Source organism: Trichocoleus sp. DQ-U1, from assembly GCF_039961925.1.
Taxonomy (GTDB): Bacteria; Cyanobacteriota; Cyanobacteriia; order Cyanobacteriales; family FACHB-T130; genus FACHB-T130.
In genome coordinates, this window is sequence record NZ_JAMPKB010000003.1 from 1 (window position 1) to 14,972 (window position 14,972).

At 47.7% G+C, this 14,972-nt stretch carries 13 protein-coding genes; 7 read left to right on the forward strand and 6 right to left on the reverse strand.

What is annotated here, in order from left to right:
• The 4 genes from NDI34_RS01790 to NDI34_RS01805 all read right to left on the reverse strand — a co-directional run.
• On the reverse strand, positions 1–643 hold a 643-nt coding region (locus tag NDI34_RS01790), incomplete at its 3' end, for an amidohydrolase family protein (protein ID WP_348231678.1).
• Positions 644–771: 128 nt separating this feature from the next.
• On the reverse strand, positions 772–1,095 hold the full coding sequence (locus NDI34_RS01795; protein ID WP_190536549.1) for an Mpo1-like protein: 324 nt from the start codon (positions 1,093–1,095) through the stop codon (positions 772–774).
• Positions 1,096–1,423: 328 nt separating this feature from the next.
• Positions 1,424–1,924, reverse strand: a complete 501-nt coding sequence (locus tag NDI34_RS01800; protein ID WP_190414655.1) for a sterol desaturase family protein — start codon at positions 1,922–1,924, stop codon at positions 1,424–1,426.
• 78 nt (positions 1,925–2,002) lie between these two features.
• Positions 2,003–2,977 (reverse strand): cupin-like domain-containing protein, encoded by a 975-nt coding sequence (locus NDI34_RS01805; RefSeq protein WP_348231679.1) that lies wholly within the window; start codon positions 2,975–2,977, stop codon positions 2,003–2,005.
• Between the two features lie 373 nt (positions 2,978–3,350).
• Between NDI34_RS01805 and NDI34_RS01810 the strand changes: the two genes are divergently transcribed.
• Positions 3,351–5,036 carry a GH3 auxin-responsive promoter family protein gene (locus NDI34_RS01810; protein WP_348231680.1) on the forward strand — a complete coding sequence of 562 codons (1,686 nt, stop codon included), beginning with the start codon at positions 3,351–3,353 and terminating at the stop codon, positions 5,034–5,036.
• On the opposite strand, the gene NDI34_RS01815 is transcribed toward NDI34_RS01810, so the two are convergent.
• Positions 5,011–6,192 carry an MFS transporter gene (locus tag NDI34_RS01815; protein WP_190414658.1) on the reverse strand — a complete coding sequence of 394 codons (1,182 nt, stop codon included), beginning with the start codon at positions 6,190–6,192 and terminating at the stop codon, positions 5,011–5,013. The genes NDI34_RS01810 and NDI34_RS01815 overlap by 26 nt on opposite strands.
• 188 nt (positions 6,193–6,380) lie before the next feature.
• On the opposite strand from NDI34_RS01815, the gene NDI34_RS01820 reads away from it, so the two are divergent.
• The 5 genes from NDI34_RS01820 to NDI34_RS01840 all read left to right on the forward strand — a co-directional run bounded on the left by NDI34_RS01820 (position 6,381) and on the right by NDI34_RS01840 (position 12,866).
• Positions 6,381–7,481: an aromatic ring-hydroxylating dioxygenase subunit alpha gene (locus tag NDI34_RS01820; protein WP_348231740.1), complete on the forward strand. Its 1,101-nt coding sequence runs from the start codon at positions 6,381–6,383 to the stop codon at positions 7,479–7,481.
• Between the two features lie 255 nt (positions 7,482–7,736).
• A complete protein-coding gene (locus NDI34_RS01825; protein ID WP_348231681.1) occupies positions 7,737–9,017 on the forward strand; it encodes an aminotransferase class I/II-fold pyridoxal phosphate-dependent enzyme in 1,281 nt (426 codons plus the stop codon).
• 69 nt (positions 9,018–9,086) lie between these two features.
• Positions 9,087–10,664, forward strand: coding sequence for a B12-binding domain-containing radical SAM protein (locus NDI34_RS01830; protein ID WP_348231682.1), 1,578 nt, complete (start codon positions 9,087–9,089; stop codon positions 10,662–10,664).
• An 82-nt stretch (positions 10,665–10,746) separates the two neighbouring features.
• A complete protein-coding gene (locus NDI34_RS01835; RefSeq protein WP_348231683.1) occupies positions 10,747–11,898 on the forward strand; it encodes a hypothetical protein in 1,152 nt (383 codons plus the stop codon).
• Positions 11,895–12,866 carry an NAD-dependent epimerase/dehydratase family protein gene (locus tag NDI34_RS01840; protein WP_348231684.1) on the forward strand — a complete coding sequence of 324 codons (972 nt, stop codon included), beginning with the start codon at positions 11,895–11,897 and terminating at the stop codon, positions 12,864–12,866. Before NDI34_RS01835 ends, NDI34_RS01840 begins: the two co-directional genes overlap by 4 nt.
• Before the next feature lie 17 nt (positions 12,867–12,883).
• On the opposite strand, the gene NDI34_RS01845 is transcribed toward NDI34_RS01840, so the two are convergent.
• A complete protein-coding gene (locus NDI34_RS01845; protein WP_348231741.1) occupies positions 12,884–13,558 on the reverse strand; it encodes an ABC transporter ATP-binding protein in 675 nt (224 codons plus the stop codon).
• 147 nt (positions 13,559–13,705) lie between these two features.
• On the opposite strand from NDI34_RS01845, the gene NDI34_RS01850 reads away from it, so the two are divergent.
• The gene (locus tag NDI34_RS01850; RefSeq protein WP_348231685.1) at positions 13,706–14,947 is read left to right on the forward strand and encodes an FtsX-like permease family protein; all 1,242 of its coding nucleotides are present in this window, start codon (positions 13,706–13,708) and stop codon (positions 14,945–14,947) included.
• Positions 14,948–14,972: the final 25 nt, after the last annotated feature.

Below are 14,972 nucleotides of genomic sequence, written 5' to 3' on the forward strand. Positions count from 1 at the left end.
AATCGGCTGCTGCTTGCAGGATCGGGCGGAAGTCAGGATGGCTAATCGCTTTACAGGTACGGATATCGGGGAAAGCTTGGGGCGCTTTCGGATGGGGAATCGGGAGGTTTGGGGCAACGGCGACGCTAATCATACCCAGTTCGTTGACGCAACGGTGCATTTCCGCAACTGCGGCATCTACATCCTGTAGAGGCAATACACCAATGGGTTTGAGCCGGTTATCGTAACCCCGGCAGTCGTCGGCAATGTAGTTGTTGTAAGCACGACACAGCGCGATCGCAAAGTCCTTATCCAATAAGCTAGAAAAGACTAAGTTGAGCGTGCCGTAAATTACCTGGATATCAATGCCTTCTTTATCCATGTGTTCAATCCGCACGCGATTGAACATTGCCCCCAAGGTTGTATCTGGATGCAGGTTGCGAAAGCCACCTTTCCCCAGTCCCTGAGGCTGCGGGAACATCCGCATAAAGTCGTTTTTACCCGTTGCCGGATTAAAGTCTACGATTCTCGCCCGTTGGTCGCCCAGACTATCAATCGCTAAACCGATGCGATCGCGATACTCTGGCTCTAGATAATCCCGCATTACTAAAGGATTTTCTATTTTATGGGCATCTGCATCAATTACCAGTAGACCTTGATACATGAACACTCCTTAATAATTTGCTCAATCGTTACCTGCAAATAAATTCCAGGTTTTCAGGGCGTCGGATAGAAGCCTGCCCCGATGAAGACACAATGTTTTTAATTGAATACTCGCCTTGCGGCTGAAATTTAATTCAACGCTTTCTGCTTGCGATGCAAGTATGTCCAAACTTGGCGCAGTCCAAACCAGTTCTCAAAAGACCACATGAGGGAAACCAGGATGGTAATGCCGGGGTACTTGACAAAAGCCGGGTGATTCTTCTCGAAGACAGCATGACCGCCCAAAGCGAATACTTGGGTGAGGACTAAACACACAAGCGTTAACCGCCAATCATAAAACAGAAAACCCACAGCGGCGATCGCTAGAACATTAGTCAAGTGGTGCAGAAACTGGTTGATGGGATGCTGATGACTCGCAACAAAGTGGGCTTTAGCCTCCTGGAAGTAGCTCAAAGTAATTCTCCTGCGGTTGAAACCCGAATTTGTCAAACTCAAAGCGTTGTAGGAACGATATCACTAAGTCTCTTGCGAAAGGGAGAGAAATTAGAATTTTTTTAGGTTGCTTTAACCCAGGTTGGACATTTTGCCCTTGGGATGGCAGCGAGGAGAATGTCATTAAGTCAGCCTTAAACCAAAGCCCTAAACTAAAGTTTGGACTAAAAGCTGAAACCCGTTTTAACGGGTTCAACGGCTTACCCAGTAAGCTTTAGCTTACTTTAGCTTTAAGCCGGAAATTTATTTCCCGGCTACCTGCGTCAATCTCATTCCCGCTAGGACACGCCTACCGCCACCGGAGTTGCAAATAACCCCGTGATTGACTCAGTTCCTCTTCGCCCAGCCATTCTACAGGCTTGTAAGTGCCAAAAACCCGATCCCACCAATCCACCCCCAAACCAAAATTGTGATGCCACATTCCATATTTGTGATGCACGTAGTGAACCGGCATCTTCATCCAGAAGCACTTGGTTGGGTTTTCGTGCTGTAGCTGATGGGCATAAGCTGAAAATGCAGCATAGAATAAGCCACCGAGGAACCAACCGATTCCAGCCTCCCACGAGTAGAAAAACATCAAACACATTACTAGCAAACTGCCTCTAACATAGTCTCGAAACTCCCACAACACCCCCTGTCCTTCGTTACGACGGTGATGATCTCGATGACGTTCGCCAATCCGAGGCGAGACGTGCATCAAGCGATGTAGCCAATATTCCACTAGACTTGCCAAGACAAACGCCACACAAAAAAAAGCCATTCCTACAGAAAGTTTTGCTAATAAGGTCATAAACTCCCATTCCTCACACTTTTTCTGTATATCAACACACCTGAAGCCTTTTTTATTCGATTTGATTAGCTAGGACGGTTATATCCTATGGGAAATCTTACTAATTTTTTGTTTTCTATTGCTGCTGCCGAGAGCGATCGCGAAATTCAAAAAAGTATAGGGTAAGGCAAATATAATTCCACAAGCTGCACGCCATCGACTCCAAGAGAACACGGCTCGTGATGTAGGATATATCCTCCAGAAACGATTGACTGCACACACCATTTCATCGCCCAATCCGATGACTTCATGCCACCAACCGGCAGGAATATAAAGTGTTTCACCTTGCTCAAGGATTACTTCGCATTTATGCTGGAGTGCCTGCTTGAATTTTGGCATTGTTTTAAAGTCAGGATTTTCCAGATCCACCTGACTAAACCAAGAACGCAATTTCAAGCCGTGTCGCAAATGAATATATACCGGAAATGGATAGAGATTGTAGGTCTGTGAGGGTGGAAAAAACACTATTTTTTTAGCACCATGCAGTTGCATCAGCGTGCCGTCCACTGAGTCATAATGTAAGCCTGAACGATGACCTCCCGGAGCTACATAGATGTTCAGTTCGCTTGCAGGCTTCGTTAAACCCAGCCGAGAGCCAATTGTTTTTAAAGACTGGGTATCTGCAAGCGGAGTATTTTTGAGGGGACATTTTCCTAGGTTAATGTCATTTTCATGAGCCTTATGGTTACGCAACATCTCTGCATATTCTGTGAATGGCATACTTTGCAAATTCACGCCACTGCCGATGCTTTTCCATTTGCGCTTTTCCTGCTTTTCTCTTTCCCGCCCTGGATTCCGGAACATTAACTCTTGATTGCCAAATTTTTCACATAAATAGTCTAGATTCCAGTCACCTTCACTTTCCAATAAGCCCGTCATGATAACAGGAGTTCCGGTTTTTTGATATTTTTCAAAAAATATTTCTGGTGTTATCGATGAAATATCCACTCGTTCGATTGGCTTGACCCGCTTTTCCAAGTCTAATTTTATGACATTTTCCGATTTGGTTTCCATACCTATCTCCTCACCTATTTTGAGTCAATAATAGTTGGATATATAATCATAATTCATTTATGAAAGCTTAGATATCTCTTTTCTCTCTTCCTTATCGCTCTTGGCGTCTAAGCGCTATCGCTAACGCGAGGCTAACGCCAACGCGCAGGCTTCGCCAACGCGCAGGCTTCGCCAACGCGGTTCATAAAATTTACAACTCCTATAGAACTGCTATAACTGTCCCCAAAAAGCTTCGTTTTCATCGCTCATTAGTCATTAATAAAGACATTATGAATAATAACTACTAGCGAAGTTTAGCATTTAGTTTGAAGAAAAAGAAAAAATCTGCTTTAATCGACATCTAGTTATTCTTGCTAATGGATCTAATGCACTAATGGCAAATCTATTGCTACCAGTTTTGACAACGATTGCTGAACGTGCCAGGGCGAATTTTGTGAAAAAAACTCGCCGGACTTCTGCTGTACAGGAGCAGTTATTAAAGGAGCTATTGCAAGCTCATAAAGATACCGAATTAGGTCGCAAATATGGACTGAGAGATATCAGAACAATCGAGCAATTTCAACAACAGATTCCGATTCTGCCTTACAGCAGCTATGAACCCTATACTGAACGCATTGCCCAAGGTGAAAAAAATATTTTAACGCCAGATCCGGTCGTTTATCTCAATACGACCAGTGGCTCGACGGGAAATCAGAAATTAATCCCGGTGACTCAGCGATTTCAGAACTCGTTGGGATGGGCGAATCTGACTTGCATCGGCTTTTTAGGTGAGGCGCTGCGTTCGCAAGATCGAAAATTTGGCAAACTGTTAGTCACCAACACCGCCCAAATAACGGGACGCACCAGTGGCGGGATTGAATATGGGCCGGGAGGTACAGGCGTCCTCCGCATGGGCAAATTTCTCTACGAACAACTCTTTGCCCATCCTTACGAAACCCTACAAGCAGCGGATAGTATCACCCGCCATTATCTTTGCTTCTTATTTGCCCTGCGCGATCGCTCGATGCGAGGAATGGGAGCCAATTTTCCCATGCTCATCCTGCGAATCTGCAACTATTTAGAGCGCTACGCGGAAGATTTGATCCGAGACATCGAAACCGGAACCATTGCCAGTTGGTTAACACTCGAACCCGAACTTCGAGCCAAATTGGAACGGCAATGGTCAGCAAATCCAGGTCGCGCTGCTCAATTGCGTGAAATCTTAAAATCAGAGGGACGGCTTACCCCAAAACTAGCATGGCCTGAGCTATCTTTTACCGCCACCGCGCGGGGAGGAACCTCAGATTTTTACTTTGAGCGATTTCCCACCTACTTTGACGACATCCCTAGCTTTGGTGCCGTTTTCGCCTCCGCTGAAGGCACTTTTAGTATTTACCACGACCTCAACAACGATGGCAGCATCTTAGCCATTGAAGCAGGCTTTTTTGAATTTATCCCGCAAGACCAGTGGGAAGTAGAGCATCCCAAAACCTTACTCGCCACGGAAGTGAAGGCGGGAGAACTTTACCGGATTCTGATGACCAACTATAGCGGCTTCTACCGTTACGATATTGGTGATGTTGTAGAAGTGCTGGGTTTTTACGAGCAGGCTCCTCTGATTGTATTTCGTCACCGTCGAGGCGGGATCTTGTCTTCCACGACGGAGAAGACGACCGAATTTCATGCCACTCAGGTGATGCAAAGCCTGCAACAAGAATTTAGCTTGCCACTAGAGGATTTTTGTATCACTTTGTCCGAAAATGAGTTCCCCGCCCATTATCTCGTGAATATTGAACTCGTTAATGGTCATATTTTGAGCGATCGCCTTGCTTTTTTAGCCAGCTTTGACCGTAAACTCAAGGAAACTAACGTTTACTATCAATCCAAACGCAAGGATCAGGTGCCTCCTCCCCGACTGCGAATTCTGGCTCCTGGCAGCTTTGCCAAAGTTCGCCAACGTCAAGTAGAAAGGGGAATTCCGGATTCTCAACTAAAATTTCCTCATATTAGCGAAGATCGGAATTTTCTAGCTGGACTGGAAGTGGAGCAAGAGGTTAGACTTCCAGAGGATCGCGATTAAATTTGTCTTTGCTACCAAAGAAAAGCAGCAATCCTGCCACCATCGAGACACTCGCTGCCCCATAAAAGACCCCTGGCAAGCCGCCATAATTGATCGCTGGCCCTAGGAGAATCGGGGAGAGGAACTGTCCGAGGAAACCGGCACCCGTTCCGATTGCCAGCACGCTAGACCGGAGTTGTGAGGGGGCGAGATCGGCTAAAGCGCTATAGAGGTTGGGTAGCACAATCCCAAATCCCACCCCGAAGAGTACCGCTGTTATCAAAATCCAGAGGAGTTGGGACAGCAGTGGGATGGTTGCCAAGGTTAATGCCATCAGGGCAAATCCGGTTGCGGTGGCTCGATTTAAACCGAGTCGCTTGGCGAGTCCCTTCGCAGCAAAAGCGGAGACAGCAGCTGCCCCAACTGCCCGCGATGCCAGGACAATCCCATTGAGAGATGCTCCTGCCCCTATCGTTGCCTTGAGGTAAAGAGGTGCGTAAATAACGACGGCATACATTGCCACTGAGGCTAAGCAAAGGGTCAGTAACAACTGCAAGGCGTGGGGCTGTCCGATGATTTTACCCAGCTTTTGGTTTGAATCCGTGGCACGTTCTTTAACCCGAAGCTTCGGTGGCTTTTCTTTCAAAATTAAAGCAACCAAAAACGCTAGCGGCAACCCTAGCCCATACAGATAAAAAGCATATTGCCAGTGAGTGGCACCAACCCAGCCCCCTAAAAGCGGAAAAGCAATACCAGTCAGAGTTAGGGTACTGGTTGCGTAACCTAAAGCTTGCGATCGCGCTTCGCCTTCATACAGATTCCCCAGCAAGCCCAGACTCGCCGCGGCAATCCCCCCACTCGCGATACCCAGCAACCCCCGCATCACTAACAGCGGCGTCAGCGTTTGCATGAAAGCTCCTGCCGTGCCTAACACTGCGTAGAGAATTAGGGAAGGAATTAGCACCCGTAACCGACCAACTCGATCTGCCAAAATCCCTAGCAGTGGGCTGAATAGGGCAATCGTCAGGCAATGAAGGCTCACCAAATTACCGGCAAATGCAGGATCGAGGTGAAGTTGTTGTACCATTTCTGGCAAAATTGGCGCAATGACTCCCCCCGTCATGGTAGTCAGGGAGCCTGCTGCCAGCAGCACTAACAGTCTGCGATCGCCCAACATAAGCCAGAAACCTGCAATTTTTGGTCATCATAACCTAGATAGGTGGAAATCAACTTATTTTGGGCTGTTCTGGGTGATGGGTGATTCATCATTTGAAAAATCCCAAAAGACAAAACAAATTGATATTGACTTATCGGCGACTAGGAAGCTAAATATTGTCACAGAAACAGGCAACAGAGGCACAATTCATGGAACTGGCTACAACGCTAACCAGCCAGACCGTTCAGAATGCTGTTCGAGAGGTGGGCATCAATGGGAATCATTGGTATCCGGTGGGTTGGGCAGACCAACTGAAGCTCGGTGATATCATGCCTGTCGTCATTTGGCAGCAAGCGATCGCAATTTTTCGCGATACTCAAGGGAATCTCCATGCCTTAGAGGATGCTTGCCCTCACAAAGGCATCGCACTCCACAAGGGCACCGTCCAAGGGTGTAACTTGGCGTGTGCTTATCATGGCTGGGAATTTGACGGTGAAGGTCATTGTGTCAGCATTCCCTATCTTCCCGACACCCAAAAACTTCCCCGCGCCCAAGCCCGCAGTTATCCAGTGCAAGAAAAATATAATCTTATCTGGATCTTCCCTGGCGATCGCGCTCTCGCCACCACCTGTCAGCCGCCGGATATCCCTGAATTTGACGAGCCAGATTGGTTAATGGTGCCAGTGAGTGCCCACTTCCAGGCACATTTTTCCATCTGCAATGAGAACACGATGGATGTTTTTCATGGTTTCCTGCACCAAAAATTGCAGGGTTGGTTCGATCCGGTGCTAACAAGTCTGCGGGAGACAGACGCAGCAGTCTGCGCCGAATACAATGTTTCCTACAAAGGTCGCATGGCTCAGTTTCTCGGATTGAGCGATCGCGCTGACCAAGTCACCACCTTACCGATCTCGATTCAGTATCGATACCCTCATTTTTATACCGTTCTCCAGGGAGTTTCCGCCCTATACTTGATGCGATTGCCCGTTGGCTTAACTGAGAGCCGCTCTTTTGCCTTTTTCTTTTTCAAAGTCCGCTTGCCAAAATGGGTACTCAACCCGCTCAAGCCTTTGTTGCAAATCCTGCTCCCGCGCTTTGTGTTGTTGAAATTTCTCGCTCAAGACATCGAGATGATCGAAAGCGAGCAGCGAACCTATTTAGCCAATCCCCAGCGACGTTATGTAGAAATAAATCCAGCGATTATTGCTATCCAGCGGCTAATTGTCCGGCAACATGAGAAATTTGTGCAAAAATCTAGTCAATCGCAAAATCATCAGGGGAATTCAGAAAAGTCTATTTCTCTCTCGTGAGGCGATTGCAAGAGAGCCATCTGAACTAACCCAAGAAAATTCACTCGGATGAAGGCAATCTTAGCAGCGGCGTATCCTCTAGCCCTTTCTCAGTCCTGCGGTCAAGTGAGCTGGAGCAATATATTCATAAACACTATGAGGTCTTCTTCCTTCGGGCGTTTCGTCAGACCTGGATAGCAGAAACTGAGTCTGGCAAATATTACTGTTGAGCCAGAGGCGATCGCCGATCTGGTAAAAGCTGAGAGGAGTCAACTTGTGCAAATTGTTAAAGAATATGTCCAGCATTGGTACGAGAGCGGACTTGACCCCGATGAATATATCTGTCATCAGAAGCAGGGGAATACAGTCGAGATTGAAGACGCGGCGACGGGTGAGCGTCAAACCGTTCTCAGCTTCTGCACCAATGATGTTTTAGGGTTAGTTCACGAAGAAGCCGTTAAGCAAGGTGCCATTGATGCCATCCTGAAATACGGAACGTCAAACAGCTCCTGCTCCGTCTTGAGCGGTCGAATCGATCTGCATCGACAGCTAGAGGACGAGATTTCAGCCTTTAAGCATCTGCCCCATACCCAGCTATTTCTGAATGCTTGGATGGCGATGCAAGCCTTAATGGATGCCTTCTGCCACTTGGCAATTCCCGTGCCGGGATTTCAGAACACTCGCGAAACTTTAATTCTCACCGATGTCCTCAATCATGGCTGCATTGTCTCAGCCGTGGTCAATGCCGGGACTCGTTCCGGAAAAGTGTTTGGCAATAGCCCCCGCACCCGTGTAAAAGCTTACCGCCATTGTAATGTGGAGGATTTGGCGCGGAAACTGCATCGATATGCCCGACCTGGCGATCGCATTCTGGTTGTATCCGATGCCGTATTCTCAATGGATGGGGATATCGCGCCGCTGCTCGACATGATAAGTGTCCTGCAAAAATACGAGGGCAGCGTGCTGGTGATGGATGAAGCTCATGCCAGCGGTGCCATTGGAGCCACGGGAAGAGGGATCTACGAGCATTTTGGCATTTTGCCCAGTTATGCGATTGAGCGGGGCGTCGTGCCACTGATTATGACAACTTTCTCTAAGTTTGCCGCCTCAGCCGGAGCCGCCATTAGCAGTCATGTCGCGGAGTTAAAACCGCTGCTGAATGTTTCGCCCACCTCAATTGGAACCATTTCTTTACCGCCACCCATCACCGCTGCTGCCTTAGAAAGCATTCGTATCGTTCGTCAACAGCCAGAACGAGTCCAAAAGCTTCAGGAAAATACCCGATACTTGCGATCGCGCTTAGCTGAAAATGATTTTGCCGCAATTGGCGAGACCAACGTTGTCCCAGTCATTTTACCGTCGGAGATTAATCCCAAGGTCTTTGGCAGACAACTTTTGCAAGAGCGCGGTCTTTGGGTCTCTCCGATTTGGTTTATTGCCAAACCCCGCCTACGCATTACCGTCAACGCTCTCCACACTCACGAGGAAATGGATCGTTTGGTGGCAGGTATGGTAGCCGTTCGGGACTTATTGTATAAACCAACGATTAGTGCATAGCAATACCAGGCTTAACCTGAGATTGCCGTATGACTAGCCGTTTGCTTAACCCCTTTTTTGGAGTGCGTGATGCGTGTACTGCTCCTCTATCCACAATTTCCCAAATCGTTCTGGTCTTTTGACAAAGCGCTAGAACTAATCGGACGGAAGGTATCGCTTCCTCCGCTGGGAATGATTACAGTCGCAGCGATTCTGCCCCAAACTTGGGAGTTCCGCTTAATAGACCGCAATGTTCGATGTGAGACTGAAGCAGACTGGGCTTGGGCAGACCTCGTCATCATCTCCGGGATGATTGTCCAGAAACCCGATATGCTACACCTGATCCGCGAAGCAAAGCAGCGCGGCAAATTGGTAGCGGTCGGTGGTCCCTACGTTACCTCAGTTCCAAATGCGGCACAGGAAGCCGGAGTAGACTTTCTGGTTTTAGACGAAGGCGAGATTACCCTGCCGCTCTTAGTCGAGGCTTTAGAACGGGGTGAAACCGAGGGGGTATTCCGTTCCAATGGCGAAAAGCCGGATGTCACGAACACACCCATTCCCAGATTCGACCTGCTGGATCTAACTGCCTACAACGATATGTCGGTGCAGTTTTCGCGGGGTTGCCCGTTCCAGTGCGAGTTCTGCGACATCATTGTTCTCTATGGGCGCAAGCCACGCACGAAAACCCCCGCGCAACTGCTCGCTGAGTTACAAGCTCTGTATGATTTAGGCTGGCGGCGCTCTATTTTTGTGGTTGATGACAACTTCATCGGCAACAAGCGCAACGTCAAGCTCTTGCTGCGCGAACTCGGTCCCTGGATGGCAGCTCGCGGCTACCCCTTCCGCCTTTCGACGGAAGCCTCGGTAGACTTAGCACAGGATGAGGAATTGCTGGATTTGATGGTCGCTGCCAACTTCAGTGCAGTGTTTTTGGGCATCGAAACACCGGACACAGAGAGTCTGGCTCTGACTCAAAAATTCCAAAATACGCGCAATTCCCTGATGGAATCGGTTCAGAAAATCAATCGGGCGGGTTTGCGCGTGATGGCTGGTTTCATCATTGGTTTTGATGGTGAAAAGGCTGGAGCAGGTCGTCGGATTATTGATTTTGTGGAAGCGACAGCAATTCCTCAAGCACTGTTCAGTATGCTTCAGGCTTTGCCCAATACAGCGCTGTGGCATCGACTTCAAAAAGAGGGTCGTTTGCTGGAGGGGAGTGAAGAGGCGAATATCCACCAGACAACGCTTACCAATTTTATCCCCAGTCGTCCTTTAGAAGAATTGGCTCGTGAATACGTCAGTTGTTTCTGGGAACTGTATGAACCAGCTCGCTATCTGGCACGAGTCCATCGACACTTCCTAGAAATGAAGCCGACTCCTCACAAGAAGAAGTTCCGAATGCCGGGATTCACAGATATCAAGGCACTGTTCATCATTTGTTGGCGACAGGGGCTGAAGCGCAGTACACGCTTCCAGTTCTGGCGTCAAATGTTCTCCATCATCCAGCACAATCCGGGTGTATTTGAGTCTTATTTAATTAATTGCGCCCATATTGAGCATTTTATCGAGTACCGTCAAATTGTGCGCGACGAAATCGAAGCTCAGCTTACCGAATATCTAGCGAACAAGGGAACAGAAACTCCTCAAGAAAAGGTTCTGGCAAGCTAAGTCATTCAATGGATTGACTTTACCAATGAATTTGGAGAGTTAAATAAAAGTTGTTTCATTAAACACTTTTAAAACTATAAAAATGGTGGAGAATCAAACAAAAAAGATTCAAATTCGAGCAGTAACAACTCCGGAAGAAACTAAAATGTTTTTGGATGTTCCGGAGCGAGTTTATGCGAACGACCCTCACTGGGTAGCGCCAATTCGCAGCAGTATTGCCAAGCAGTTCACTCCTAGTAATCCGTTCCTTCAGTATGGGAAACTTCAACAGTTTATTGCTATCTCTGAGGGAGCAAACAGTTCTCAGGCAGTAGGACGCATTGTTGCCGCAGTCAATCATCGGTTGATTGAACGAGAAGGACAAAATGTTGGTTTATTCGGTTTTTTTGAGTGTGTCCAAGATTTTGCGATCGCGCAATCCTTATTTGAGACTGCCTGCAACTGGTTGCGGGAGCAAGGCATGACGGTTGTTCGGGGTCCCATCGACCTCTCAACTCACAATAATTGTTTATTTTTAGTAGACGGATTTGACTCGCCACCAATGGTGATGATGCCCTATAATCCGTCCTACTATCCAGAATTTATAGAGAAAGATGGCTGGCATAAAGCTAAGGATGCTTACGCCTATAATTTTTCTTTAGATAAACCCTTATCAGCAGAATTTGAGAAAGCTTATCGGATTGCTTGTAAATCAGGTGTTACCTTTCGTCCGTTAAGAACAAAAGGAGAAGGATTTGAGCAAGATTGCATCAGCCTTTATCATCTTTTTAACCGCGCTTTCGCTAATAACTGGAGTTCAACCCCGCGCAGCCAGGAAGAATTTTTAGAAGAAGCGAAAGAACTACAGACTTTAGTAGATCCGGATGTCTTTCCAATTGCCGAATATAACGGGGAAATGATTGGGTTTTGGATGGGATTACCCGACTACAATATTCCTCTAAAACACGTCAATGGAAAGTTAAATTGGCTGGGAATTCTTAAGTTCCTTTGGTATCGCCGTCAAATTGATCGAGGACGAGTAATTGCCATTTGTTCGCTGCCGGAATATCGCCGAAAAATGGTACCTCTCGCCTTGATTTATTTGGGAATGCAAGGGGGAATTCAAAAAGGTAAACCCTATAAGCAAGCGGAACTTTCCTGGGTCTATGAAGATAATTTTCCCTCCCGCAAGCTAATTGAAGCAGCGGGGGGCAAGATTTATAAAACTTACCGCATTTACGAAAAAGCATTATGAAGGCGCTAGTTACTGGAGCCAGCGGATTTACAGGTTCTCACTTAGTGCGGGCTTTAGAGCAGCAGGGCGACTTGGTGGTGGGGCTAGTCCGAAAATCGAGCAATCTAGCGCGTCTTTCTAATTGCAACGTGCAGTTGGTTTACGGAGATATCACCGACCGGAATGCCATGCGTTCGGCAATGACTGGGGTAGATATAGTTTTTCACACGGCTGCCTATGTAGAACTGGGCATCGTTGATGAGGCAGAAATGGAGCGGGTGAATGTGGAAGGAACCCGCTGCGTGTTAGAAACTGCTCAAGCCGCTGGCGTTTCTAAAGTCGTCTATTGCAGCACCATTGGCGTGTTTGGCGATACGGGGGGCAAACTTGTAAATGAAACTTTTAAGCGGACACAGACTAACTTTTCCTCTGCCTACGATCGCACCAAATACCAAGCGCAAGAATGGGTGGATCGATTTGCGACGCAAGGGCTTCCGGTTGTGAGTCTTCTGCCGTCTGGGATTTTTGGGGCGGACGATCCCCATTTTGGCCCCGTGATGCAACAATTTCTCAAAGGACGGCTAAAGGTGTGGGCAGGAGGCGATCGCATTACCGGCATTGTCCATGTGGATGACTTAGCTGCGGCGATGATTCTAGCAGCAGCAAAAAGCAAACCTGGAGAACACTACATTATTTCTGCTGGTGAGCTGACTACCCGCGAAATGTTCGAGATTTTCAGTCAGGAAACCAATATTCCTGTCCCCGCCGAAGCTCCTAAGCCGGTCGTGAGATTTTTGGGAAATTTACTCGATCCAGTCGGACGCCTTTTCAAATGGCAGCCACCCCTCAGTCGGGAGCGCGTTCACTACATTTACGACCGCTGCGTCCGGGTAGATGCCACCAAAGCCTTTCAGGAACTAGGTTGGCATCCCCGCTCAGTATCAGAAACCTTGCGTGAGATTGTCCAAACCATGCAAGCAGCATCGTGAATGTTGCCCGATTTACACTATTCTTTCTTGAGAACTCCATCTTCCAGATAAGCGACTCGGTCGGCGACATCGACAATCCGAGGATCGTGCGTCACCATCAGCACCGTGCAGCCGCCTTCCTTCGCTAGCTGACGCAATAACTCAATTACGGTATGCCCACTATGGGAGTCTAAGGCAGCGGTTGGCTCATCTGCCATAATCAATTGGGGATTGCCTGCTAAAGCCCGCGCGATCGCTACCCGCTGTTTTTGTCCTCCAGACAAATCACCCGGCTTCTGGTTCGCTTTATCCCCTAATCCCACCTGTTCCAACAAAACTTTTGCTTGCTGTCGGGCGACCCTATCCCAAATGCCTTTAACATTTAGCACGATTTCAATATTTTCAGATGCTGTCAGTGCCCCGAACAGGTTGAAACCCTGAAAAATAAAGCCGATATTGTGTAGTCGGAACCGTGCTAGCTTTGCCCTAGACATTCCTGTAATCTCGTCTCCGAGTAAGTACACCTTTCCATCTGAGGGTGTCAGCAGCCCAGCTAAGATTGACAGCAGGGTAGTTTTTCCCGAGCCAGACGGCCCCATCAAGAGTTGGATATCGCCCCTACAGATTTCTAAGTCAATCCCTTTAAGAACTTGATAAGACTGTTGCCCTGAAGGGAATGCCATCTCTACCCCTTTGGCAACAATCGCTCCCATTTGACGATTATTAAATTCTCTTGCGGTAGAATCATCCTGGATTCGGCTCTTTTTAAACACAGTAGAGTTAATTTGAGAAGCACTTATCCGTTTAAGTCTTTAGCCTAACTTTTGGTCAAACTTGCAAGTAATCGTAAATCTTTTCTTATGGTTTCACTAGCTCGGAAGCACTTGCTCGAAGACATTCCTCGTTTACTTGTGGCTCAGGCAGGGATTATGTTTGCCGTTAGCCTGGTAACAATTCAAACGGGTATCTTCAATGGCTTTAGTCGCTCCGCTGCTAAATTAATTGACAATTCCCAAGCCGATATTTGGGTGGCATCAAAAAGTATGGTGTACGTTGACTTGACATTGCCAATCCCCCAAGCGCACGTCGTTCTGGCTCAAGAGGTGGCAGGCGTAGAGCGAGCCGAAGCACTCATTGCTAGGGGTTCCGTATGGCGTCACGCTTCAGGTGAGATTGCTCCAGTGAGAGTCATCGGATTTAACCCAAACGGACAATTGTTTGTACCAACAAATATCACACAAGGAAGTGTGAGTGCCCTAAAAGAACCTTACACCGTAATGGTGGATGTAACTAACTTGGACTCCCTAAAGGTACGAAAGATAGGTGATGTCGCTGAAGTAGGTACTTTACCAGCTCGGTTAGTTGGCTTCACCCAAAGAAATCGCTCAATTGCATCAAATGCTTATATGTTTACCTCATTGGAGAGTGCCAATGCTTACTTAAATTCTGGTCAGACTTCTAATTTGTCTTGCCGATTGCAATCAGGATCGAGGGGAATCCAATGTACTAACACTTATGAGAAGCTCGATCCCACTGCTACTTCTGTACCCAAACCGTTAGCCGCATCAGACCCCATCACTTATGTGTTGATTCAAGCTAAGCCAGGTCAGGATTTAGAGGCACTTAAGCAGAAGTTAGAAGCCACTTTACCAGATACCCGTGCGTACACTCACGCCGAAATGATTGAAATGACTCAGACTTACTGGCAAAAGCGAACTGGAATTGGGTTCCTTCTGGGTCTTGGTGCAGCGGTGGGGATAATTGTCGGGGCGATCGTTGTCGGTCAGATCCTCTACTCGTCAGTATCCGATCACATCAAAGAATTTGGCACCCTCAAAGCGATGGGCGCGTCCGATTGGGTTATCTACTGTGCAATCATCGAACAGGCGCTGTGGATGGCAATTCTAGGCTATATTCCCAGCATGGTTCTTTGCTTAGGAGTGGTAGCCTGGACATTTTCCAGTCAGGGAATCATCATTTTAATCACTCCGGCAACTGCGATCGCTGCCTTGGGAATCACGGTTGTCATGTGCGTCGGTTCTGCCATCTTTGCCATTCAAAAAGTCACTCGCGTCGATCCCGCGATCGTCTTCAAGGCGTAATTCCTAGAACCGTTAATCTGACAAT